Origin of the sequence: Alistipes sp. Marseille-P5061, assembly GCF_900290115.1 — a bacterium.
Taxonomy (GTDB): domain Bacteria; phylum Bacteroidota; class Bacteroidia; order Bacteroidales; family Rikenellaceae; genus Alistipes; species Alistipes excrementigallinarum.
This window is the reverse complement of the sequence record NZ_LT985750.1, coordinates 453,641-476,021: the sequence shown is the minus strand read 5'-3', so window position 1 is coordinate 476,021 and position 22,381 is coordinate 453,641. Positions and strand designations below refer to the sequence as shown.

Sequence of the window (22,381 nt, the reverse complement as noted above, 5' to 3'; positions counted from 1 at the left end):
GGCTATTCGCGTTCGTTTCGTTCGTTTTGTTGTTTGACACGCTCGCTCTCACGCAGACGGCGCGTCTCGGCAAGCGAGGTGTTTTCGACCAGAATCACATCCGAAAGGCTCGAAATCTCGGCCGCCAGACGCACCCGCACCCGGTAGGTGGTCTTCGTGTCGTCCAGCTCGGCCTGCTCAACCCATCCGATGAGGATGTCGGCGGGGAAGTACTCCGAGAAGCCCGTCGAGACAACCTCGCGTCCGGGCTGCGGGTCGGCATACTTCGAGAGTTCGTCCATCACCACCTCGTACTGGTTCCGGCCGTCCCAGTAAATCGAGCCGAAGTACTCCTCGCCATCGAGCTTTCCGCTGGCGCGGAACGAGGTGTTGAGCGCCGACATGGCCACCGAATAGTGCTCCGAGCAGTCGATGACGTAACCCGCCATCGCACCGTCCGACGAGAGGACGGCCATGTCGGGCACCACGCCGTCGCGCAGCCCCTTGTCGAGCGTGATGAGGTTGCGGCGGCGGTTGACTGTATTGGAGACCACGCGCGCCGTCATCAGCCGGTAGGGCGACTTGGGCAGCGAATCGACGCAGGAGGCCTGCCACGCCTGCTCGTCGGCCGCCTCGTAGCGGGCCAGACGCGTTTCAAGCTCGACGACGCGGTCGAGCAGGCGGCGGTTCTCGCCCCCCAGCGTGAAGTAGTGGCGGATGCCGGCGAAGAATCCCTGTACGCTCCCCACGACCTGATTCGAACGCGAAAGCAGGCGGGCCTGAGTGTAGGCCGTCGAGTGGGCGTAGTAGCGCACGGCAAGACCCTCCAGCAGCAGGAAGAGCAGCACTACGTAGATGCTCCGTATGAAGGCCAAAAGTTTATGCAAGGTTCCGTCGTTTTAATCAAGATTGCGGACAGCAATTGCCCGCAATCCATAGGTTTGACCCTAAGCAGGTTACAGCGACGCCCCATTCGGAAGCGGCTCTGCGGTCCGCATTTTCCCGTGCACCCGTCCGGCACACCCCGCCGCCTCGCGGCACGGCCCGCCCCGGGAGCGTCTTCCCGTTACCGCATGAGGAACGAGAAGCGGTTGATGTTCTTGAGCGCGATGCCCGTACCGCGTGCAATGGCGCGCAGCGGGTCCTCGGCGATGTGGAACGGAATGCCCGTCTTTTCGCTCAGACGACGGTCGAGCCCCTTGATGAGGGCGCCGCCGCCGGCCAGGTAGATGCCGTTCTTCACGATGTCGGCATAGAGCTCGGGGGGCATCGACTCGAGGACAGTCATCAGCGCCGCGTCGATTTTCGTCAGCGACTTCTCGAGCGCATAGGCGATTTCGCGGTAGCTGAGCGATACGGTCTGCGGCAGGGCCGTCAGCATGTTGGGACCCGTCACGACGAAGTCCTCGGGCTCCTCCTCCAGGTCGGAGACTGCGGCACCGATGGCGCACTTGATGGCCTCGGCCGTACGCTCGCCGATGCGGATGTTGTGCTGCTGGCGGACGTAGCTCTGGATGTCGCTCGTGAAGACGTCGCCGGCCACGTTGATGGACTCCGAGCAGACGATGCCGCCGAGCGAGATGCAGGCAATCTCCGACGTACCGCCGCCGATGTCGATGACCATGTTTCCTTCGGGGGCCTCAACGTCGAGTCCGGCGCCCAGCGCCGCGGCCATCGGCTCGTAAATCATGTAGACCTCGCGGCCGCCGGCATGCTCGGCCGAGTCGCGCACGGCGCGAATCTCGACGTTGGTCGAACCCGACGGGATGCAGATGACCATCCGCAGCGAGGGGGCGAAGAGGCTGCCCGAGGTCTTCACCTTCTTAATCATGCCGCGCAGCATGAGCTCCGTGGCGTTGAAGTCGGCAATCACGCCGTCCTTGAGCGGACGGATGGTCTTGATGTTCGGATTGGTCTTCTCGTGCATCTGGCGGGCCTGATGACCGATGGCGACCACCTTGCCGGTGTGCACGTCGAGGGCCACGATGGAGGGCTCGTCCACCACGACCTTGCCGTTATAGATTATCAGCGTATTGGCCGTTCCGAGGTCGATGGCCAACTCCTGTGTCAAAGAAAACATTCCCATATTTATTCGCTCAACTTTCTTATTGTCAAACAGGTAAGAGTTCGTATCCGTAAAAATTCCCGGGGCACGCCTCCCCAGGAGCATATACACGGACAAAGGTAGCAAAAAGCAGGGGGATTTTTACATTTTTTATTAAGTTTTTTTTATTTACTTTTGTATGGCAAACAACAACCGACCGCATGGAACACCCAATCGGACACGAGGCCCGCTGCGCCGTCATCGGGTACGGCAGCTGGGCGACGGCCATCGTCCGCCTGCTCACCGAAAACAACCTCCGCACCGGATGGTACGTACGCAACCCCGAGGTGCTTGAATCGCTGCGCACCGAAGGGCGCAACCCCCGCTATCTGAGCGACGTGGAGTTCGACACGACGCGCATCGCACCGTCGGACAACCTCGACGAGGTGGTTGCCGCCGCCGACGTGGTCATTCTGGCCACTCCGTCGGCCTATCTCAAGGATTTTCTGGCGCCGCTGACCGTACCGCTGCGCGACAAGTTCGTGGTCTCGGCCATCAAGGGCATCGTTCCGGGCGACTACCAGACCGTCGTGGAGTACATCCACGACCACTACGGGCTCTCCTACCGCCAAATCGGCATCGTCACGGGCCCCTCGCACGCCGAGGAGGTCTCGCGCGGCAAACTCTCCTACCTGACGGCCGTCTGCGCCGACGAGGAGAACGCCCGGCGGCTGGGCGCCATGTTCGCCACGTCGTACATCCGGCTGAGCTACTCGACCGACCTCTATGGCATCGAATATGCAGCCATCCTGAAGAACATCTACGCCCTGGCGGTGGGCATCGCCGTGGGGCTGGGCTACGGCGACAACTTCCTGGCGGTGCTCATCTCGAACAGCGCCATGGAGATGGACCGTTTTCTCGAAGAGAGCTACCCCGCACCGCGCAACACCCACGCCTCGGCCTATCTGGGCGACCTGCTGGTGACCTGCTACTCGGTCTACAGCCGCAACCGCCGGCTGGGGCTGCTCATCGGCCACGGCTGCACGGTGAAGAGCGCCCTGAACGAGATGACGATGGTCGCCGAGGGCTACTTCGCTTCGGAGTGCATCCGCCACATCAACACGCGCCACGGCGTCGAGATGCCCATCGCCGAGATGGTCCACGAGGTGCTCTACAACGGAGCTTCGCCCCGCCGGCTGATGCAGGAACTGACTTCTAAACTTATCTGAGATATGAATGCGTTAAAACTGGACATCACCAAGTCGGGCGTCACGATTACTCCCGACATGGAGAAGGCGGCGCTCGAAGCCAATGCGCTGCTCTACTCGGGCAAGGGCGCCGGCAACGACTTCCTGGGGTGGGTGCACCTTCCCTCGTCGATTTCGGCGGCCGACATCGAGGCCATCGAGGCCGAGGCGGCCAAGCTGCGCGCCAAGGCCGACGTGGTCATCTGCATCGGCATCGGCGGCTCGTACCTCGGCGCCAAGGCGGTGCTCGAGGCGATGAGCGACCCCTTCCGTCTGCTGCACAAGGCTCCCCAGGGGCCGACCGTACTCTTCGCCGGGCAGAACATCTCGGAGGACTACACCTACGAGCTGCTCGATGCGGTCCGCGACCACTCGATTGCCGCCATCGTCATCTCGAAGTCGGGCACGACGACCGAACCGGCCATCGCCTTCCGGCTCATCAAGGCCGAAATCGAGCGGCGCTACGGCAAGCGTGAGGCGGCCGAGCGCATCGTCGCCGTGACGGACAAGGCTCGCGGCGCCCTCAAGACGCTGGCCACGAAGGAGGGCTACCCCACCTTCGTCATCCCCGACGACGTGGGCGGACGCTTCTCGGTGCTCACCCCCGTAGGGCTGCTGCCGCTGGCCGTCGCCGGCGTCAACATCGCCGAGCTGGTGCGCGGCGCCCGCGAGATGGAGCACGCCACGGGCGAGGAGGTTCCCTTTGCCGAGAACCCCGCGGCCCGCTACGCCGTGGTGCGCAACGAGCTCTACCGCAGCGGCAAGCGCATCGAGATTCTCGGCTCGTACGAGCCCCGGCTGCAGTACATCAACGAATGGTGGAAGCAGCTCTACGGCGAGAGCGAGGGCAAGGATGGCAAGGGGCTCTTCCCGGCCAGCGTGACCCTCACGGCCGACCTCCACTCGATGGGTCAGTACATCCAGCAGGGTGAGCGCATCCTCATCGAGACCATCATCTCGGTGGCAAAGCCCGCCCACGAGGTGCACATCGAGGCGGATGCCGAGAACCTCGACGGATTGAACTACCTGGCCGGCAAGCGCATCTCGGAGGTGAACCGCATGGCCGAGCTGGGTGTCCAGATGGCCCACCTCGACGGCGGCGTTCCCAACCTGCGGGTCGAGATTCCGGCCATCGACGAGCACGCCATCGGCAGCCTGCTCTACTTCTTCGAGAAGGCGTGCGGCATCAGCGGCTATCTGCTGGGGGTCAACCCCTTCGACCAGCCCGGTGTCGAGGCCTACAAGAAGAACATGTTCGCGCTGCTCGAGAAGCCCGGCTACGAGGAGGCCACCAAGGCCATCAAGGCCCGGCTGTAGGCAGCCCAGGAGAGGGGGGAAAAAAAAGAAAAGCGAAAACAAAAAAATCCGCTCCTCCGCGACACGCGAAAAAATCCCGGTTCCATCCAGAACCGGGATTTTTGTATCCGACAAGAGAGTCTGCCGGGCGGCTGTTGCGACACCGGACAACGACTGGCAAGACCCACCCTCGGGTCCTGCCAAACCGAAGAGCCGCCACCTCTCACCCCGCCCAGACAGCTCCGGCCGGGCAACTCTCCTTCCCGCGGAACAAAGCCAAACAACCCGCCTCCCCACGGAACAGGGCTCCCGACCCCGGCCGGGCAGGTCCCGAGCCCCGGACATTCGGAGAGACTGCTACACGGAGCGACGCCCCCTCCGGAGACAAAAAGAGAGGCGGACGCCCGTACCCGGACATCCGCCTCGTTGCATCTGATGCTGTCTGTTAGAGGAAGCGCTCCTCGGCCGGAATTTCGACAAAGGCCGTGCGCGTCATTACCCAGTCGGGAATGGTCGTCGCGTTGAACTGAGCCGCCTTGCCGTTGGACTCGGTGAGGGTCAGCGAGCTGCCCGAAAGTTTCACCGAATAGCTCTCCTTCCACGCCTTGCCGTCGGAATAGGTTCCGCTGAGCGAGCCGCCGCTATAGTTGTAGTTGCCGGTCAGTTCGGTATAACCGGCCTCGTTGATGTTCTGATAGAGTGCAAAGGTACCCCCTTCGTTGAAGCGGATATAGACCTTCTCGGCCATCTCCTGCGACCCGGCATACGAAGCAAGCACCCAGTCGCCGACGATACCGTCGTTGCCCGACGGCGAACCGCCGCCCTTGTTGTCATCACTACCGCCGCAACTGCTCAAGGCGAAAGCGGCAAACATCACGATTACGAATTTAGTCCAAATTTTCATACTATAAAGCCGCCCGGATTTGGTTTTCAGCGGATGCGGACCTACAAATATAGTCAATCCGCCTGAAAAACCAAAAGCTCCTCCGAAAAAAAACGCCGAAAGGGTCCACATCCGAGTAAAAATTCCCTTTCCGCAACATTTTCCGGCCAAAGCGGACAAACGGCCCGACACCTGCACGGCACCCCTCCGTCCGCTCCCCGTTCTTCCTCCGTTCACTACCTTTCCCGACCTGTTCCCGGCCTTCCACAGGACCTCTTTCTCCAACCGTCCCTTCGACAACCCCGAACACTCCCGGTCTTACGCCCCGTCCGTCCCTTGCTGCCGATGGCCAAGGCCTTACCCCCCCATCCGTCCCTGCGGAGGGGCGGCCTTTTACCGGGTCGAAGCTGGCGAGGGGGACGCTTTGCCCGCCCCGGCCCGACGACAGTGCTCACCGGAGCCGGCAGCCCCCGCTGTCGGAAAACAGAGGCGGACGGAGCACGATGCTCCGTCCGCCAGCTCGAAAGGGGTTGCGCCGGAGGCTTTCCGACGCATGCCGCACCTATATAATTACTTGATGCGCTCGTAGTACTCGCGCGTGCGGGTATCGACACGAATCTTGTCGCCCGTATTGATGAAGAGCGGCACGCGAATCGTGGCACCCGTATTGACAACGGCCGGCTTGAGCGAGTTGGTCGAGGCGGTATCGCCCTTGATGCCCGGCTCGGTGTAGGTCACCTCCATGTCGACAATCGGAGGAAGCTCGGCCGAAAGCACCGTCTCCTTCTCGGTGTGGAACATCACCTCGACAATCTGGCCGTCGGCCATCAGGTCGTAGTTCTGGATGAGGTTCTTGTCGATGTTGATCTCCTCGAAGGTCTCGGTGTGCATGAAGTGGGCGCCCAGGTCGTCCTCGTAGGTGAACTGGTAGGGGCGGCGCTCCACGCGCACGGGTTCAATCTTCGCACCTGCAGTGAAGGTGTTGTCCACCACGCGGCCGTTCTCCAGGTTCTTGAGCTTCGTACGTACGAAAGCGGGGCCCTTGCCCGGCTTCACATGCTGAAAGTCCACAATCTGGAAGGTCTTGCCGTCCAGCTCGATGCACATGCCGATTTTGATGTCTGCAGTCGTTGCCATAGGATTATCTTTTTATGTTTGTATTCGCGCCGCGAAGTTAGTAAAAAAATCTGAATTTTCCACCACCCCGTCCCGCGGCCTTTCGTCGAAACCGCCACAAATGCACCTTCCGAAGCGGCAGGCGTCCCGGAAGTTTCCTTTCGAAACTCGAAAGTTGCCTAATTCGTCCCGTTTTTTTACCTTTGTGTCTGGTTTTATTAACAACAAAAGGTTAAGTTTATGAGAAACGCAACTCGATTATTCCACCTCCTGGGCATTGCGCTGCTGAGCTTCACGCTGGCAGCCTGCTCGGATTCGGGCGACAACGACCCGACACCCTCCCCCGACGGCGGCGGCGACGGAACGACACTCGTGCCCACGCAGGACGTAACGACGGAGGCCTACTACAAGGGCGACCTCTACGGCACCTCAACGGGCAACCTCTGGATTAACTTCATCTCGAAGATGGAGTACGACGCGTCGGATGGCGACTACGTCGGTCCGGGCTATATCCTCTGTCTGGACTTCAACACCACGCTGGCCGAGAATGCCGATTTCGCCACGCTGGCCGAGGGCACCTATACGTGCAACTATGCGTCGGACAGCCACGAAGCCTTCACACTCAACGTCGCCTACGGCGACAGCTACCTGCTCCGCTACGCCGAGGGCGGCGGTTCGGAGAACTTCGATATCACGGGCGGAACGGTCACCGTAGCCCTCCGCGAAGGATACTACTGCATCGACGCACACCTGACGCTGAGCGACAACTCCGACTACGACTACTCGTTCGTCGGCGAGCTGTCGTTCCTCAACCGCTCGGACGAGGGGCAGATGAGCAACCTCACGGGCGACGTCACGCTGAGCGGCATGACGCAGGCGCTGGCCGGCTACTACGGGGCAGCCTTCACCGACACGTCGGACTACTACACAATCATCATCGCCGGACCGGACTACGACCTGGACGTCAACTACGGAGCCTCGGACGCCCTGATGCTGACGCTCAACGTCACCCCCGGGAGCACGGATGGGATTCCGTCGGGCAGCTACACGGTCGTCGACACCTCGACGGCCATCGACTTCTACCCCAACACCGCGCTGAGCGGCATCTATGACCCCACCTACGGCGGCTACTTCGGCACGTGGTTCTTCTCGACCACCGGGAAGTTGGAGGCGTCGCTGCGCGGCGGCGAGGTGAAGGTAACCAACAACGGCGACGGCACCTACGTCTTCGACATCTCGCTGCAGGACGGCTACGGCCACCGCGTGTCGGGCAGCTGCACGGTCCCCTGCCGCGTGGAGGACTGGTCGTAGCGACACACACTTCCGCAGGAACACGGACCCAAGCAACGAAGAGACCGGCTTTCCCCGAACGGGAAAGCCGGTCTCTCATTTTTCCACAAGGCAATCGGGCGGCGGCGCAGCCAACAGCGGAGGAGGGGGAGCAGACAGAAGAGGGGAACGACGAAACGGGCCGATGACAGAACGGCCGGCCGCAGAACCGACCGACGAAAGGACAGCCGGGCCGGCAGTACCGGGCCGGACGCAAGGGGAGGGGTGGCGGAACAGCCCGCCGCAGAACCGCCCGGAAGCGGCCCCGGGCCCTCTATCTAACAGGCCGGAAGCGACACCGGGCCCTCCGTCTACAGTTCAATCGACTTGCAGCGGAGCCCCATCTCGCGAATCCGCTCCAGCGTCCGGGGCAGCGCATAGCGCATGTTGCGGAAGGACTTCTCGCTGTCGTGAAAGACCACGATGGAGCCCGGCGCCAGATACTTGGTCACGTTCTTCAGACAGGAGCGCGGCGAGAGGCGGCGGTTGTAGTCGCGCGAGATGATGTCCCACATCACCAGCTTGTAGCGCTGGCCGAGCAGCCGCGCCTGCGCCGGCGTGATGCGGGCATAGGGCGGACGGAACAGCTCGCTGTGGATAAAATCGTTGGCAAAATCCACATCCTCCGTATAGCGCTCCAGGCTCATGCCCCACCCCTTCTGGTGGGAGTAGGTATGGTTGCCCACCTTGTGGCCGGCGTCGAGGATGCGCTGGAAGAGGTCGGGATACATCTCGACGTTCTTGCCCAGCACGAAGAAGGTCGCTTTGGCATCGTACTTGTCGAGCGTCGAGAGAATCCACTCGGTAATGCCGGGCGTCGGGCCGTCGTCGAAGGTGAGGAAGACCCCCTCCGCATCGTCGATTTCCCAGATGAGGTCCGGCATCAGGCGCCGGATTATTTTCGGTGGTTTGAGTCGCATGGCAATCGGTTCCAGAAGCAAAAATAGTGAAAATCCCTCCCATTCCGAAAAAATATATCTATATTTGTAGGGTGTGCAGTACTCTGTCTGCACAGAGCGCCGCACACCTCAATCCATTAACCGACCATACCATGAAAAAGAGACTGCTGCTCGCACTGGTTGCCCTCGTCGCCCTGGCGGGAACCGGCTGCGACGCCTTCCACAAACTCAACAACGACCATAAGAAGAGCGCCCAGGGGCGCCCCTACGAACTGATTGTCGTCTGCCCGCAGGACAAATGGACGGGCGAACTGGGCGACACGCTGCGCAGCGTGCTGACGGCCCCCGTCCCCTACCTCAACCAGACCGAACCGCACTTCGACGTGCTGCGCGTCACCGAGCGGGGCTTCTCGGGAATGGTGGCCGACCACCGCAACATCCTCAAGGTGGTGACCGACCCGAAGCTCGACTCGACCACGGTGGCCGTCCAGTACGACGTGACGTCACGGCCGCAGATTGTCCTCACACTCCAGGGCCCCGACAACCGCCACCTGACCGACTACGTCTCGGCCCACCGCGAGCAGCTGCTCGCAGTGCTCGAGAAGGCCGAGCGCGACCGCGCCATCGAGAGCGCCCTGCGCTACAACGAGACGGGCATCCAGAAGGCCATCCTCAAGAACTTCGGCGTCGAGATGACCGTGCCGAAGGGCTACATCCTGGCCGCCGACCAGCCCGACTTCCTCTGGGCACGCTTCGAGTACCCCGAAGCCAGCCAGGGCTTCTTCATCTACTCCTACCCCTACGCCGGCAAGGAGGCGCTCACCCCCGAGGCGCTCATCGCCGCCCGCAACCAGTTCGCCGCCCGCATTCCGGGACCCTCCGACGGCTCCTACATGACCACCTCGGAGCTCTTCGTGCCGGGCTACCGCATCTTCAAGCTCGAGGGGCGCGTCTGGATTGAGATGCGCGGCTTCTGGGATGTCGAGGGCGACTTCATGGGCGGTCCCTACGTCAGCTACACCACCGTCGATGAGCGTACGGGCCGCGTCTTCACGCTCGACTGCTACGTCTACTCGCCCCACCTGCACAAGCGCAACTTCATGCGCGGCGTCGAACATCTGCTCTATCTGGTGAAGTTCCCCGACTGAGCCTCCGACCCGCCGACCGACCTTCCACCCCCGCCCCGCCGATGCCCCCGCTGCTGACATACCTCCTCTTCGGAATCTACGCGGTCACGATTCTCGGCATCGTTCTGGTCATCATCACCGACAACCGGAACCCGCTGAAAACCGTGCCGTGGATTGTCGTGCTGCTCTTCGCACCGGTTGTGGGGCTGCTCTTCTACTTCTTCTTCGGACAGAACCTCTCGAAGCGGCGCATCCTCTCGCGCCGCATGCGCAAGCGCATCCACATGCAGCTGCTCGAGGCCGGGCCCGACGAACGGAAGGAGCTCCCGGCCCAGTACCGGCCGCTGGCCCGCCTGCTCGGCAACGCGGGCCACTCCATCCCGCTCTGCGGCAGCCGCATCACCCCCTATGTCGACGGCGCCTCGAAGATGGAGGCGCTGCTGGGCGACATCGCCGCGGCGCACGACCACATCCACCTCCAGTACTACATCCTCAACGACGACACCACGGGGCTCCGCCTGCGCAACGCCCTGATGGCCAAGGCGCGCGAGGGGGTCGAAATCCGGATTCTCTACGACGACGTGGGGAGCAGCAGCGTGCACAAGCGCTTCTTCGAGGAGATGCGCCGCGCCGGCATCGAGGTGCGCCCCTTCCTCCACGTCAAGTTCCCGCTCTTCACCAGCAAGGTCAACTACCGCAACCACCGCAAGATTGCCGTCATCGACGGCCGCACGGGCTACATCGGCGGCATGAACATCGCCGACCGCTACGTCGTCGGCACCGACTGGGGGACGTGGCGCGACACCCACTTCCGCGTCGAGGGGCCCGGCGTGGCGGGGCTTCAGGCCTCGTTTCTGAGCGACTGGGCCGCCACCACGCGCATCCGCCTGCGAGACGAACGCTACTACCCCCGCACCGAACGCTTCACGCACAACATCATGCAGGTGCTCCCCAGCGGCCCCTTCGGCAAGTGGCGCACGCTGCTCCAGGCCGACAGCTACGCCATCGCCAACGCCCGCCGGCGCATCTGGATTGAAACCCCCTACTTCCTCCCCTCCGACGTGCTCAACACGGCGCTCCAGACCGCCGCGCTGGCCGGCATCGACGTGCGGCTGCTCCTCCCGGCCCGCTCCGACTCGCGGGTGGTCGACCTGGCGACCCACTCCTTTCTCGACGACATGCTCAAGGCCGGGGCGAAGGTCTACTTCTACCAGCCGGGCTTCCTCCACTCGAAGCTGCTGCTCATCGACGACGGATTGTCCGTCATCGGCTCGGCCAACATGGACTTCCGCAGCTTCGAGCACAACTTCGAAATCAACGCCTTCGTCTACGACGGCGACTTCGCCGCCGTGATGGCCGACATCTTCCACCGCGACATGGAGCAGAGCCGGCTCGTCACCCCGGGCGAGTGGTTCCACCGCCCCCGTTCGCGCCGCTTCGCCGAGTCGCTCATGCGGCTCTTCTCGCCGCTGCTCTAACCCCCTCCCCCCGGCCGAAACCTCCGCCACAGCACATCCACACCCACCCCCAACCACAAAAAACAGCGTAAGCCGCGCCCGCAAAGGTCCCTTCGGACATGGACAAAAAAAAACGGAGCCGGGATTGCTCCCGGCTCCGCACCGTCCGAGGACGGTTTTCGGCTAATTGGCAAAAGTCAGACCCTTATCGTCGGCGTCGATTCGAATCGGCTTGTCGCGATGTACCTCGCCGGCCAGAATCCGCTTCGACAAATCGTTGACGATGTAGCGCTGGATGGTACGCTTGACAGGACGGGCTCCGTAGAGCGGGTCGTATCCTGCCGTGGCCACCCACTTGCGTGCGGCTGCCGTATACTCGAGCTTGATGCCGTTCTCCTCGAGCATGTGGCGCACGATGCCCAGCTGGATGTCGACGATGCGCTCGATGTCGGCATGCGTCAGCGGCTCGAACATCACAATCTCGTCGATACGGTTCAGGAACTCGGGCTTGAGCTGCTGCTTGAGCAGTTCGATGACCTCGCGGCGCGTCTTCTCGATGACCTCCTCAGGGAGCTTGTCGCCGTGGAAGGCCGAGGCGAAGTTCTCCTGGATAATCTGCGAGCCCATGTTCGACGTCATGATGATAATCGTGTTGCGGAAGTCGACCGTACGACCCTTGTTGTCGGTCAGTCGTCCGTCGTCGAGCACCTGCAGCAGGATGTTGAAGACATCGGGGTGCGCCTTCTCGATTTCATCGAGCAGCACGACCGAGTAGGGCTTGCGCCGCACGGCCTCGGTGAGCTGTCCGCCCTCGTCGTAACCGACGTATCCCGGAGGCGCACCGACCAGACGCGAGACGCTGTGACGCTCCTGGTATTCGCTCATGTCGATTCGCGTCATCATCGAGTCGTCGTTGAAGAGGAACTCGGCCAGCGCCTTCGCCAGCTCGGTCTTGCCCACACCCGTCGTACCGAGGAAGATGAACGAACCAATCGGCTTGCGCGGGTCGTTCAGTCCGGCACGCGAGCGGCGCACGGCGTCGGAGATGGCGGCAATGGCCTGGTCCTGGCCTACGACCCGCTTGTGAAGCTCCTCCTCCATGTGGAGCAGCTTCTCGCGCTCCGAAGCCAGCATGCGCTGTACGGGGATGCCCGTCCAACGCGATACCACTTCGGCGATATCCTCGGCGTCGACCTCCTCCTTAATCATGGCGTCACCGCCGGCCGAAGCCAGACGGAACTCCTCCTGCAGGGTTGCAATCCGCTTCTGGGCCTCCTGAATCCGGCCGTAGCGAATCTCGGCCACACGTCCGTAGTCGCCCTGACGCTCGGCCTGCTGCGCCTCAATCTTGAGCCGCTCGATTTCGTCCTTGTTCGACTGAATCTTCTTCAGCAGGTCACGCTGGCTCTGCCACTTGGCGCGCAGCTCCGAGTCCTTGGCCTTCAGCTCGTCGATTTCGTGCGTCAGCGTCTCGACACGCTCCTTGTCGTTCTCGCGGCGAATCGCCTCGCGCTCGATTTCGAGCTGGCGGACACGGCGGTCGAGCGTATCAATCTCCTCAGGCATCGAGTTCATCTCGAGCCGCAGCCGCGAGGCGGCCTCGTCGACCAGGTCGATGGCCTTGTCGGGGAGGAACCGCGAGGTGATGTAACGCGTCGAGAGTTCGACGGCGGCCACAATCGCCTCATCCTTGATACGCACCTGATGGTGGTTCTCGTAACGCTCCTTCAGACCGCGGAGAATCGAGATGGCATCCTCGCGCGAAGGCTCGTCGACCATCACCTTCTGGAAACGGCGTTCAAGCGCCTTGTCCTGTTCGAAGTACTTCTGGTACTCGTCGAGGGTCGTGGCGCCGATGGTGCGCAACTCGCCGCGCGCCAGCGCCGGCTTGAGGATGTTGGCGGCATCCATCGCACCCGACGACTTGCCGGCACCGACCAGCGTGTGAATCTCATCGATGAAGAGCAGAATCTCGCCCTCGCTCGAAACGACCTCCTGCACGACGGCCTTCAGTCGCTCTTCGAACTCGCCCTGATACTTCGCGCCGGCAATCAGCGCACCCATGTCGAGCGAGTAAATCACCTTCGACTTGAGGTTCTCGGGCACGTCGCCGTCGACAATACGGTGGGCAATGCCCTCGGCGATGGCCGTCTTGCCCACACCGGCCTCACCGACCAGAATAGGGTTGTTCTTCGTACGGCGCGAAAGAATCTGCAGCACGCGGCGAATCTCCTCGTCACGCCCGATAACGGGGTCGAGCTTGCCCGAACGAGCCAGCTCGTTGAGGTTGATGGCGTACTTACCCAGTGCGTCGAACTCCTGCGAGGAGGTCTGCGAGTCGACCGTCGCCCCCTTGCGGAGGGTGCGGATAGCCTCGATGAGCTCCTTCTCCGATGCGCCGTAGCGCTTGAGCAGCTCGGAGACCTGACCGCGCTCGGCCACGAGCGCCAGCAGCAGGTGCTCGACCGACGCATACTTGTCGCCGAAATTCTTCGTGAAATCGACGGCGCGCTGTACGACCTTCGACGTATCCTGCGCGAAATACTGCTCACCGCCGCCCTGCACCCTCGGGAGGGAACCCAGCAGACGGGTCGTCTCCTCGCGCAACATCTTGACATTGACGCCCACACGGCCCAGAAGGAAGGTCGCCAGCGCATTGTCCTCGCGTATCAGCACGCTCAGCAGGTGCACCGGCTCCACGGCCTGCTGCCCCCGCTCCTGTGCAAGAGTAATTGCAGCCTGCAACGCCTCCTGCGCCTTGATGGTTAAAGTGTTGATATTCATATTGCGTTGTTTTTGTTAGTTTCAATGTTCGCCCTCCATACCCGCAAAACCCCTGCCAGGCCATAAAAACGCGTTTCGAGACGCTCCGGAGGGGCTTTTTGTCACTTTTTGACACCTTTTGTCACGTCACGACTGCCATGTGTCCGCCAAAATGGCGGCTCCGACACGAAAAGGGTTGTCAGCAAACGAAAAAGGCCTGCAACCGCCGCCCAGGCGGGTTGCAGGCCTTCACACGGCGCCGCACAAGGGCGAAGAGCGAACAGGCAATTCCTATTATAGGAAGGCTTCGCCGGCGGTCAGTTGCCGCGGTAGGTGGCGTAGCCGTTGGCCGACATGGTGATGGGGATGTGGTAGTGGCCGTCGCCCTCGATGCGGAAGGTCACCTCGACCCAGGGGTAAATCGAGCGGAGTCCCTGCCGGGCGAAGTAGGCTTCGGTCTCGAAGCGCAGCCGGTAGAGGCCGTTGCGGGCCTCGCCGGCCGGCAGCAGGTCGGCCACCCGGCCGTTGGCATCGGTCCGCCGCTCGGCCACCCGCTGCCAGAGGCCGTCCCCCTGCAGTTCCTCGAGCACCACCGCCACATCCGACGCCGGCCTTCCCAGCGAGACGTCGAGCATGTGGGTGCTCAGCCGGTAACCCGGCTCCGCGGCCGAACTCCACTCAGCGCACAGCAGCGCCGCCAGCGCCACGGCAATCATTCGAATCGTACGCATAACTTTTCTTTTTTTGAAAGGTTAATAAACCATAGTTAAATAATCGAGCCGGGGCACGGCCGGCGCAGCCATCCATCCACCTGCCCCTCGGGGGAGGGGCAAGATAGGAAAATTCGGCCGGAGAACAATACCCTCCGCAGGGATTTTTTCCAATGGGCAGCCCCGCCCTTCGCCGGAGCGCCTCCGCCGGGCCGTCCCCGCACCGTCGCTCCGCCTCCGTCCCCGCCTCCGCTCCCGCCTTCACCGAAAGATTGCCGGTAAAAATCGAGGGCCGCGTTCGATTCTTCACGCTTATTTCGTATCTTTGCTGCATCATGAGTGATTTCATCGTCAGCGCACGCAAATACCGCCCCGCGACCTTCGCTTCGGTCGTCGGGCAGAAACATATCACCTCCACGCTCCGCAACGCCATCGAACGGGGACAACTGGCCCATGCCTACCTCTTCTGCGGCCCGCGCGGCGTGGGCAAAACTACCTGCGCCCGCATCTTCGCCAAGGCCATCAACTGCCTCCACCCCCACGGAGCCGAGGCCTGCAACGAGTGCGAATCGTGCCGCGCCTTCAACGAGGGGCGCTCGCTCAACATCCACGAGCTCGACGCCGCCTCGAACAACTCGGTCGAGGACATCCGCACGCTCATCGACCAGGTGCGGGTCATCCCCCAGGTGGGCCGCTACTCGGTCTTCATCATCGACGAGGTCCACATGCTCTCGGCGGCCGCCTTCAACGCCTTTCTGAAGACGCTCGAGGAGCCCCCCGCCCATGCGATTTTCATCCTCGCCACCACCGAGAAGCACAAAATCATCCCGACGATTCTCTCGCGCTGCCAGATTTACGACTTCAACCGCATCCGCGTCGAGGACGGCGTCGAGTACCTCAAGTACATCGCCTCGCAGGAGGGCATCACCTACGACGAGGAGTCGCTCAACCTCATCGCCCAGAAGGCCGACGGAGGCATGCGCGACGCACTGTCGATGTTCGACAAGGCGGTCTCGTTCTGCGGCACGACGCTCCGCTACCCCGAGGTGGCCCAGACGCTCAACGTGCTGGACTACGACACCTACTTCAACGTCACGCAGCTGCTGCTTGAGGGCAACTACGTCGAGGCGCTGGTCGCCTTCGACCAGGTGCTCTGCCGCGGCTTCTCGGGGCAGACCTTCATGGCGGGGCTCAACCGCCACATGCGCGACCTGCTGATGGCCAAGCGTCCCGAGACGCTGCGCCTCATCGAGATGACGGGCACGCTGCTCGAACGATACCGCACGCAGGCGGAGGCCTGCAGTGTCGAGTTCCTCTTCGGAGCCATCTCCATTCTGACGGAGCTTGACGGAAAGATACGGCAGTCGTCCAACCAGCGGCTGCTTGTCGAGCTGGGCCTGATGAAAATCTCAGGTCTCGGCCAAAAAAAAAATAATCCCCTGACCACCGACGCCGACTACCCGCTTCCGGAGCTCGACGGACCCGCACCGCGGCAGCATACGGCAACCGCAGCAGCAGCGTCAACTGCCCCGGCAGCCACCCGGCCCGCACCGCAACCGGCCGGCGCAGCAGCCTCCCGACCCGCGGCAGCCCCGACCCCGGCAGCGGCACAACCGCAGAATCCGGAAGGGGCCCCGGCCCGCAGCAACGCAACGGCTGCCTCCGCGCAACCAGGCGCCGCTCCAAGCGCCGCAACAACCGCTCCGGCCGCTGGTTCGGGCATGGGAACAGCCGCAGCCCGGCCGCGGCGCAGCCCGCTGGGGACATCCCTCTCGGAGCTGCTGGCGACGACGGACCCCGCCGTCGAGGCCGAAGAGGCCACGGCTGCCGCACCGGTCATCGACCCCCAGAGCGAGGCAAAGCTCCAACGGGCGCGCGAAGCCATCTTCGCCCTCATCCGAGAGAAGCGCCCCCGCTTCGTGGCCGCCTTCGAGCAGATGCAGTTCATCGGCAACACCATCTGCGTGAGCGTTCCGACGGCGGCGCTGCGCGAAGAGATGCTCCGCTCGAAGACCGAGATGCTGATGCGCATCGTCGAGCTGGCCGGCATCCACGGCACCATCGACCTCGAGGTCAAGGTCAACGAACAGATTCGCGCCTCGCGCCCCATCAAGCTGGAGGACCGCATGCGCTACATAACCGAAAAGAATCCGCTGGTGGCCGAGCTGCGCAAGGCGCTCGACCTCGAGGCGGAATAAGACGGGCGGCACGCCGCCCCACCCCGCGGAGCGGAAGCCGACGCCCCGACCGACGCGCGGCAACCGCACAACGAAGCAAGAAAGACAACGAAACGATATGAAAAACTTCATCGAAGAACTCGAATGGCGCGGCATGATTCACACCATCATGCCCGGCGCAAAGGAACAACTCGAAAAAGAGATGACGACGGCCTACCTGGGCATCGACCCCACGGCCGACTCGCTGCACATCGGCCACCTGGTGGGCGTGATGATTCTCAAGCACTTCCAGCTGTGCGGCCACCGTCCGCTGGCCCTCGTGGGCGGCGCCACGGGCATGATTGGCGACCCCTCGGGCAAGTCGCAGGAGCGCAACCTGCTCGACGAGCAGACGCTGCGCCACAACCAGGAGGCCATCAAGCGGCAGCTGGCCAAGCTGCTCGACTTCGACTCGGACGCCCCCAACGCCGCACGCATGGTCAACAACTACGACTGGATGAAGGACTTCACCTTCCTGGACTTCATCCGCGACATCGGCAAGTGCATCACCGTCAACTACATGATGGCCAAGGATTCGGTCAAGAAGCGCTTCAACGGCGAGGGTGACGGCATGTCGTTCACCGAGTTCACCTACCAGCTCGTGCAGGGCTACGACTTCCTGCACCTCTACCAGACGATGAACTGCAAAATCCAGCTGGGCGGCGCCGACCAGTGGGGCAACATCACCACCGGCACGGAGCTCATCCGCCGCAAGCTGGGTCCCGAGGCCGAGGCCTTCGCCATCACCTGCCCGCTCATCACCAAGGCCGACGGCACGAAGTTCGGCAAGACCGAGAGCGGCAACGTATGGCTCGATGCACGCTACACGTCGCCCTACAAGTTCTACCAGTTCTGGCTCAACGTGAGCGACGAGGATGCCAAGCGCTACATCAAGATTTTCACGCTGCTCGACCGCGAGACCATCGAGGCGCTCATCGCCGAGCACGAGGCTGCGCCCCACCTGCGCGTGCTGCAGAAGCGGCTGGCGGAGGAGGTGACCACCATGATTCACTCGCGCGAGGAGTACGAGAAGGCCCTCGAGGCGTCGAACATCCTCTTCGGCAGCTCGACCTCCGAGGCGCTGCGCCGCCTCGACGAGAAGACGCTGCTGCAGGTCTTCGAGGGGGTTCCGCAGTTCCGCATCGCCCGCTCGGAGCTCGGCACGCTCCCCTTCATCGAGCTCTGCGCCGGACGGACCAACATCTTCCCCTCGAAGGGCGAGTGCCGCAAGATGGTCCAGGGCGGCGGCGTGTCGCTCAACAAGGAGAAGGTCACCGACCCGATGCGCATCGTCACGGAGGAGGAGCTCATCGCCGGCAAGTACCTGCTCGTACAGCGCGGCAAGAAGAACTACTATCTGGTCATCGCCGAATAGCTCCGAAGGGGTCATGCTCTACGACATCGAACTGACACGCATGGAGTTCCGGGCCTACCACGGCTGCTACGACCTGGAGCAGCAGGTCGGCAACCGCTTCACGGTCGACCTGGTCATCACGGCCGAGCTGGGCGACGCCGCCGAGTGCGACGACGTAACGCGGACGGTCAACTACCTGACCGTCTACGAGACGGTCCGCCGCCAGATGGGCATCACGCAGCGGACCATCGAGCGGGTGGCCGCCAACATCATCGAGGCGCTCTACGCCGACTTCGCCCAAATCCGGCACGTAAAATGCAGGGTTTCGAAGCTCGCACCGCCGCTGGGCGGCAAGCTGGAGAAGGTCAGCGTCGTGCTCGAGCGTTAAGGGCCGGGCATCCCGACGCAGCCAGGACGAGCGGAGCGACCCCAACCCTTCCCGACGGAAGGCAAGGCCGCTCCGCTTGCCGTATCCGTGAAGGGCAGCACCGCAGGGGGGGGGCGAGCACCGCGCAACAGCCGCCCCACCGGGGCCTCAGGAGCAGGCGCCCCGTGACCGCCGCAACACAGGGGTTCGTAACCTGGCACCGCGCAACAACCGCACCGCAGAGGCCTCAGGGACAGGCACCGCTGCAACCGCCAACCACAACCGAGAGAAGAAAGCATCCATAAATCTTAGAATACCATGACACACCACCACCATCGCGTCACACTGGGCGGCAAACTGAGCGCCGTGCTGGTCGCCGCCGGGAGCTCCGTAGGGCTGGGCAACATCTGGCGCTTCCCCTACGTCGCCGGAGAGAACGGCGGCGGAGCCTTCCTGCTGATATATATAGGTTGCGTACTGCTGCTGGGACTCCCCATCATGGTGGCCGAGTTCGCCGTCGGCCGCTCGACGCGCCGCAATGCCGTGGGCGCCTACCACGCGCTCGACCGCCGCTGGAGCTTCATCGGCTACAACAGCGTGCTGGCCGCCTTCCTCATCCTGGGCTTCTACTTCGTGGTCTCGGGCTGGACGGCCGAGTATACGGTCCACTCGCTCACGGGCGAGCTGGCCCGCCATACGACGGCCGAGGAGTATGCCTCGCTCTTCGAGCGCTTCATCACCAATCCATGGCGGCCGCTGCTCTACACGCTGCTCTTCATCCTGGCCACCCACGCCGTCATCGCGCTCGGCGTCCAGAAGGGAATCGAACGCTCAGCCAAGGTGCTCATGCCGCTGCTCTTCGTCATCCTCATCGCACTCTCGATTCACGCGCTGCTGATGCCCGGCGCCGGCGAGGGGCTCCGTTTCCTCTTCTACCCCGACTTCTCGAAGGTGACCGCCTCGACGCTGCTCACGGCGCTGGGCCAGGCCTTCTTCTCGCTCTCGGTGGGCATCGGCACCATGGTGACCTACGCCTCCTACTTCAAGCCCGACACCAACCTGCGCCACACGGCCCTCAACGTCTCGCTGCTCGACACGCTGGTGGCCGTACTGGCCGGCGTGATTATCTTCCCGGCCGTCTTCACAGCCGGCATCGCCCCCACGTCGGGCCCCTCGCTGGTCTTCATCACGCTGCCCGGCATCTTCAACGGCATGCCGCTGAGCATGGTCTGGTCGACGGTCTTCTTCCTGCTGCTGGTCGTCGCCGCCATCACCTCGACCATCTCGCTGCACGAGGTCATCACGGCCTACCTGCACGAGGAGTGGCACCTCTCGCGCCGCGCGGCCGCCTGGCTCACCACGGGCGCCACGGCACTGCTGGCAACGCTCGCCTCGCTCTCGCTCGGAGTGCTCGGCGGCTGGCGCATCTTCGGGCTGACGCTCTTCGACGCCCTCGACTTCGCCACAGCCAACATCCTGCTCCCGCTGGGCGGTCTCTTCACCTGCCTCTTCGTCGGCTGGAAGCTCGACCCCGCGCGGCTGCACGACGAGGTGACCAACGGCGGGAAGCTCCGCTTCCGCATCTACGGGCTCTTCATCTTCCTGCTGCGCTGGGTCTGCCCCATCATCCTGCTGCTGGTCTTTCTGGACAACCTGGGGCTCTATTGAACCGATTTTATAAATTTTTAAAAACGGACGTCTCCTCGAATGCGGGAGCGTCCGTTTTTCTCTTCCGAAGCCTCTGAAAAGGGGCGAAAAGAGCACGAAAGTTTCGTTTTGAAATGATTTTCCGCCTCCTCCAAACCAATTTCAAACTCGAAACAAGCCATTAACGACCAGAAAGCAAGGAAATGTCACCCGAAGTACACCGTCTGAAGTGGCGTAAGAGGTGAGCCCCGTGGCCGTAATTGTAACAAAACAGAGCCCGTTTTGAACGAATCTATACTCCCTTTCGACAAAATGGAGTGCAAAAAGGATATCCTTTGTTCCAATAACTCCCACGACAAGGGGCTATTGTCCCGCCGAAAGCGCCTCTTCGTTACAAAGCAGTGAATTCTTTGCAAAAGAATCGTTATCTATTTTGAAATATAAAATATAATCCCTACATTTGTTTTGAAATAAAATAAAAATTATTACGCATCGCAACTACTCCGTTAAAAAACGCCCCCTGTCCATGAAAAGAATACTTCTTTGCCTTCTGGCAAGCATTCTTTGGCTCGGAACCGTTGCACGCCCTGTGAAGGGCCGCGTCACCTGCGAAAAAGAGCCTGTCGGTAACGTCCTGCTTACCGACGGCCATACCTTTGCCCGCACCGATGCGAACGGAGCCTACGAACTCGACCTCGCAGAGGGGGCCCACTTCGTGGCGATGGTGACTCCGGCGGGCTACGTCGCCCCCGCCGAGGAGGGATTCCCCCGCTTCTACCGCGTCGTCGAGGAGCGCACGTCGCGCTACGACTTCGAGCTGCTGCGCTGGGAGGCCCCCACGGCCGGATACGAACTGCTGGCCATCGCCGACCCGCAGCCCAAGAGCCGCAACCACTTCGAACGGCTGGAGCAGGAAATAATACCTATATTAAATAAAAGATGCGCCCGCGCCGCGGCTGCCGACCGGCCGCAGGCCGCGCTGATTCTGGGCGACATCGTCTGGGACTCGCCCGAGCTGATGGCCGGCGTAAAGGGACTCTTCGGACAGCTGGGCATCCCCGTCTACCCGCTTATCGGCAACCACGACCACGACCGCGCGGTGAGCGACGACGACGCCTCGGCCGAGAACTACCGCCGCTGCTTCGGCCCGACCTACTACGCCTTCGATTTGGGCCGCACCCATTACATCGTCCTCGACGACATCATCTACCACGGCGACAAACACTACGACGAGCAGCTCGACACGCTGCAACTCGCCTGGGCCGCCCGCTATGCCCGCCTGCTGCCGACGGGCTCGCGCGTCTGCATCGCCATGCACGCACCGGTCTACAAGTCATGGCTCAACCACACGATGGAGAGCATCGAGCCGCTTCTGGCGGCTTTTGCCGGCTTCGAACTCCACTTCATCACGGGCCACACCCACATCAACTCGAACTACGAGGTGCGCGACGGCGTCACGGAGCACAACGTGGCGCAGCTCTGCGGCAACCTCTGGCACGACCCGATGAATGCCGACGGCACGCCGAAGGGCTATCAGCTCTTCCGCGAGTCGGGCGACGACTTCGAGTGGCAGTACCAGAGCCTCGACGAACCGGCCGACCGGCAGCTGCGTCTCTGGCTCCCGGGGCAGGTCGAGGGCTATGGTGACCGACTGGTGGTCAAGGCGTGGAACTGGGACCCGCACTGGACGGTGGTCTGGTATGAGGACGGCCGCTACCGCGGCGCCATGCAGCGCATCCACATCGCCGACCCCGACTATACGGCCCGCCTCGACTCGCTGCGCAGCGCCGGCGTACGGCTCGCGCATGCACAGAGCGCCCGCCCCACCAACTTCTACTTTGCGGCCCGACCCTCGGCCGACGCCCACGCGGTCACCGTCGTCGCCACCGACCGCTTCGGACGCCGATACACCGAGCAGCTCCGCCTCCGGTGACCCGCTCGAAACAA

Annotated in this window: 17 protein-coding genes; 10 read left to right on the top strand and 7 right to left on the bottom strand. The window is 62.8% G+C overall.

All coding sequences use genetic code 11. The features are described from left to right. Nucleotides 1-2 precede the first annotated feature (2 nt). Nucleotides 3-866 (bottom strand): rod shape-determining protein MreC, encoded by an 864-nt coding sequence (mreC, locus tag C8267_RS08985; RefSeq protein ID WP_087360161.1) that lies wholly within the window; start codon nucleotides 864-866, stop codon nucleotides 3-5. A gap of 179 nt (nucleotides 867-1,045) precedes the next feature. Then, nucleotides 1,046-2,065 (bottom strand): rod shape-determining protein, encoded by a 1,020-nt coding sequence (locus C8267_RS08980; RefSeq protein WP_087360158.1) that lies wholly within the window; start codon nucleotides 2,063-2,065, stop codon nucleotides 1,046-1,048. A 179-nt stretch (nucleotides 2,066-2,244) separates the two neighbouring features. On the opposite strand from C8267_RS08980, the gene C8267_RS08975 reads away from it, so the two are divergent. Together C8267_RS08975 and C8267_RS08970 are read left to right on the top strand one after the other, a co-directional pair. Continuing rightward, nucleotides 2,245-3,252: an NAD(P)H-dependent glycerol-3-phosphate dehydrogenase gene (locus C8267_RS08975; RefSeq protein WP_106634383.1), complete on the top strand. Its 1,008-nt coding sequence runs from the start codon at nucleotides 2,245-2,247 to the stop codon at nucleotides 3,250-3,252. A 3-nt stretch (nucleotides 3,253-3,255) separates the two neighbouring features. Beyond that, nucleotides 3,256-4,587, top strand: coding sequence for a glucose-6-phosphate isomerase (locus tag C8267_RS08970; RefSeq protein ID WP_106634382.1), 1,332 nt, complete (start codon nucleotides 3,256-3,258; stop codon nucleotides 4,585-4,587). 424 nt (nucleotides 4,588-5,011) lie between these two features. Here C8267_RS08970 and C8267_RS08965 read toward each other — a convergent pair whose 3' ends face one another. After that, a complete protein-coding gene (locus C8267_RS08965; RefSeq protein WP_158699768.1) occupies nucleotides 5,012-5,470 on the bottom strand; it encodes a lipocalin family protein in 459 nt (152 codons plus the stop codon). A 549-nt stretch (nucleotides 5,471-6,019) separates the two neighbouring features. After that, nucleotides 6,020-6,586 carry an elongation factor P gene (gene efp / locus C8267_RS08960; RefSeq protein ID WP_087360147.1) on the bottom strand — a complete coding sequence of 189 codons (567 nt, stop codon included), beginning with the start codon at nucleotides 6,584-6,586 and terminating at the stop codon, nucleotides 6,020-6,022. A gap of 219 nt (nucleotides 6,587-6,805) precedes the next feature. Here efp and C8267_RS08955 point away from each other — a divergent pair, with 219 nt between their 5' ends. Further along, nucleotides 6,806-7,876: a hypothetical protein gene (locus C8267_RS08955; protein ID WP_106634380.1), complete on the top strand. Its 1,071-nt coding sequence runs from the start codon at nucleotides 6,806-6,808 to the stop codon at nucleotides 7,874-7,876. Between the two features lie 329 nt (nucleotides 7,877-8,205). On the opposite strand, the gene C8267_RS08950 is transcribed toward C8267_RS08955, so the two are convergent. Next, a complete protein-coding gene (locus C8267_RS08950; protein ID WP_087360142.1) occupies nucleotides 8,206-8,778 on the bottom strand; it encodes a polysaccharide deacetylase family protein in 573 nt (190 codons plus the stop codon). Between the two features lie 167 nt (nucleotides 8,779-8,945). Here C8267_RS08950 and C8267_RS08945 point away from each other — a divergent pair, with 167 nt between their 5' ends. Both C8267_RS08945 and cls read left to right on the top strand, forming a co-directional pair. After that, entirely contained in the window at nucleotides 8,946-9,941 is a 996-nt protein-coding gene (locus C8267_RS08945) for a DUF4837 family protein (RefSeq protein ID WP_106634379.1), read from the top strand. A gap of 41 nt (nucleotides 9,942-9,982) precedes the next feature. Then, nucleotides 9,983-11,398 carry a cardiolipin synthase gene (cls, locus tag C8267_RS08940; protein WP_106634378.1) on the top strand — a complete coding sequence of 472 codons (1,416 nt, stop codon included), beginning with the start codon at nucleotides 9,983-9,985 and terminating at the stop codon, nucleotides 11,396-11,398. 162 nt (nucleotides 11,399-11,560) lie between these two features. Here cls and clpB read toward each other — a convergent pair whose 3' ends face one another. Next, nucleotides 11,561-14,161, bottom strand: a complete 2,601-nt coding sequence (clpB, locus tag C8267_RS08935; RefSeq protein WP_106634377.1) for an ATP-dependent chaperone ClpB — start codon at nucleotides 14,159-14,161, stop codon at nucleotides 11,561-11,563. A gap of 296 nt (nucleotides 14,162-14,457) precedes the next feature. Next, nucleotides 14,458-14,871: a hydroxyisourate hydrolase gene (gene uraH, locus C8267_RS08930; RefSeq protein WP_199792095.1), complete on the bottom strand. Its 414-nt coding sequence runs from the start codon at nucleotides 14,869-14,871 to the stop codon at nucleotides 14,458-14,460. Nucleotides 14,872-15,185: 314 nt separating this feature from the next. On the opposite strand from uraH, the gene C8267_RS08925 reads away from it, so the two are divergent. The 5 genes from C8267_RS08925 (at nucleotide 15,186) to C8267_RS08905 (ending at nucleotide 22,367) form a co-directional block, all read left to right on the top strand. Then, a complete protein-coding gene (locus tag C8267_RS08925; protein WP_106634434.1) occupies nucleotides 15,186-17,048 on the top strand; it encodes a DNA polymerase III subunit gamma/tau in 1,863 nt (620 codons plus the stop codon). 97 nt (nucleotides 17,049-17,145) lie between these two features. Further along, entirely contained in the window at nucleotides 17,146-18,441 is a 1,296-nt protein-coding gene (tyrS, locus tag C8267_RS08920; protein ID WP_106634375.1) for a tyrosine--tRNA ligase, read from the top strand. A 13-nt stretch (nucleotides 18,442-18,454) separates the two neighbouring features. Next, nucleotides 18,455-18,808: a dihydroneopterin aldolase gene (folB, locus tag C8267_RS08915; RefSeq protein WP_106634374.1), complete on the top strand. Its 354-nt coding sequence runs from the start codon at nucleotides 18,455-18,457 to the stop codon at nucleotides 18,806-18,808. Nucleotides 18,809-19,105: 297 nt separating this feature from the next. Further along, nucleotides 19,106-20,455, top strand: a complete 1,350-nt coding sequence (locus tag C8267_RS08910) for a sodium-dependent transporter (RefSeq protein WP_106634373.1) — start codon at nucleotides 19,106-19,108, stop codon at nucleotides 20,453-20,455. 505 nt (nucleotides 20,456-20,960) lie between these two features. Continuing rightward, nucleotides 20,961-22,367 (top strand): calcineurin-like phosphoesterase C-terminal domain-containing protein, encoded by a 1,407-nt coding sequence (locus tag C8267_RS08905; protein WP_106634372.1) that lies wholly within the window; start codon nucleotides 20,961-20,963, stop codon nucleotides 22,365-22,367. Nucleotides 22,368-22,381 lie beyond the last annotated feature (14 nt).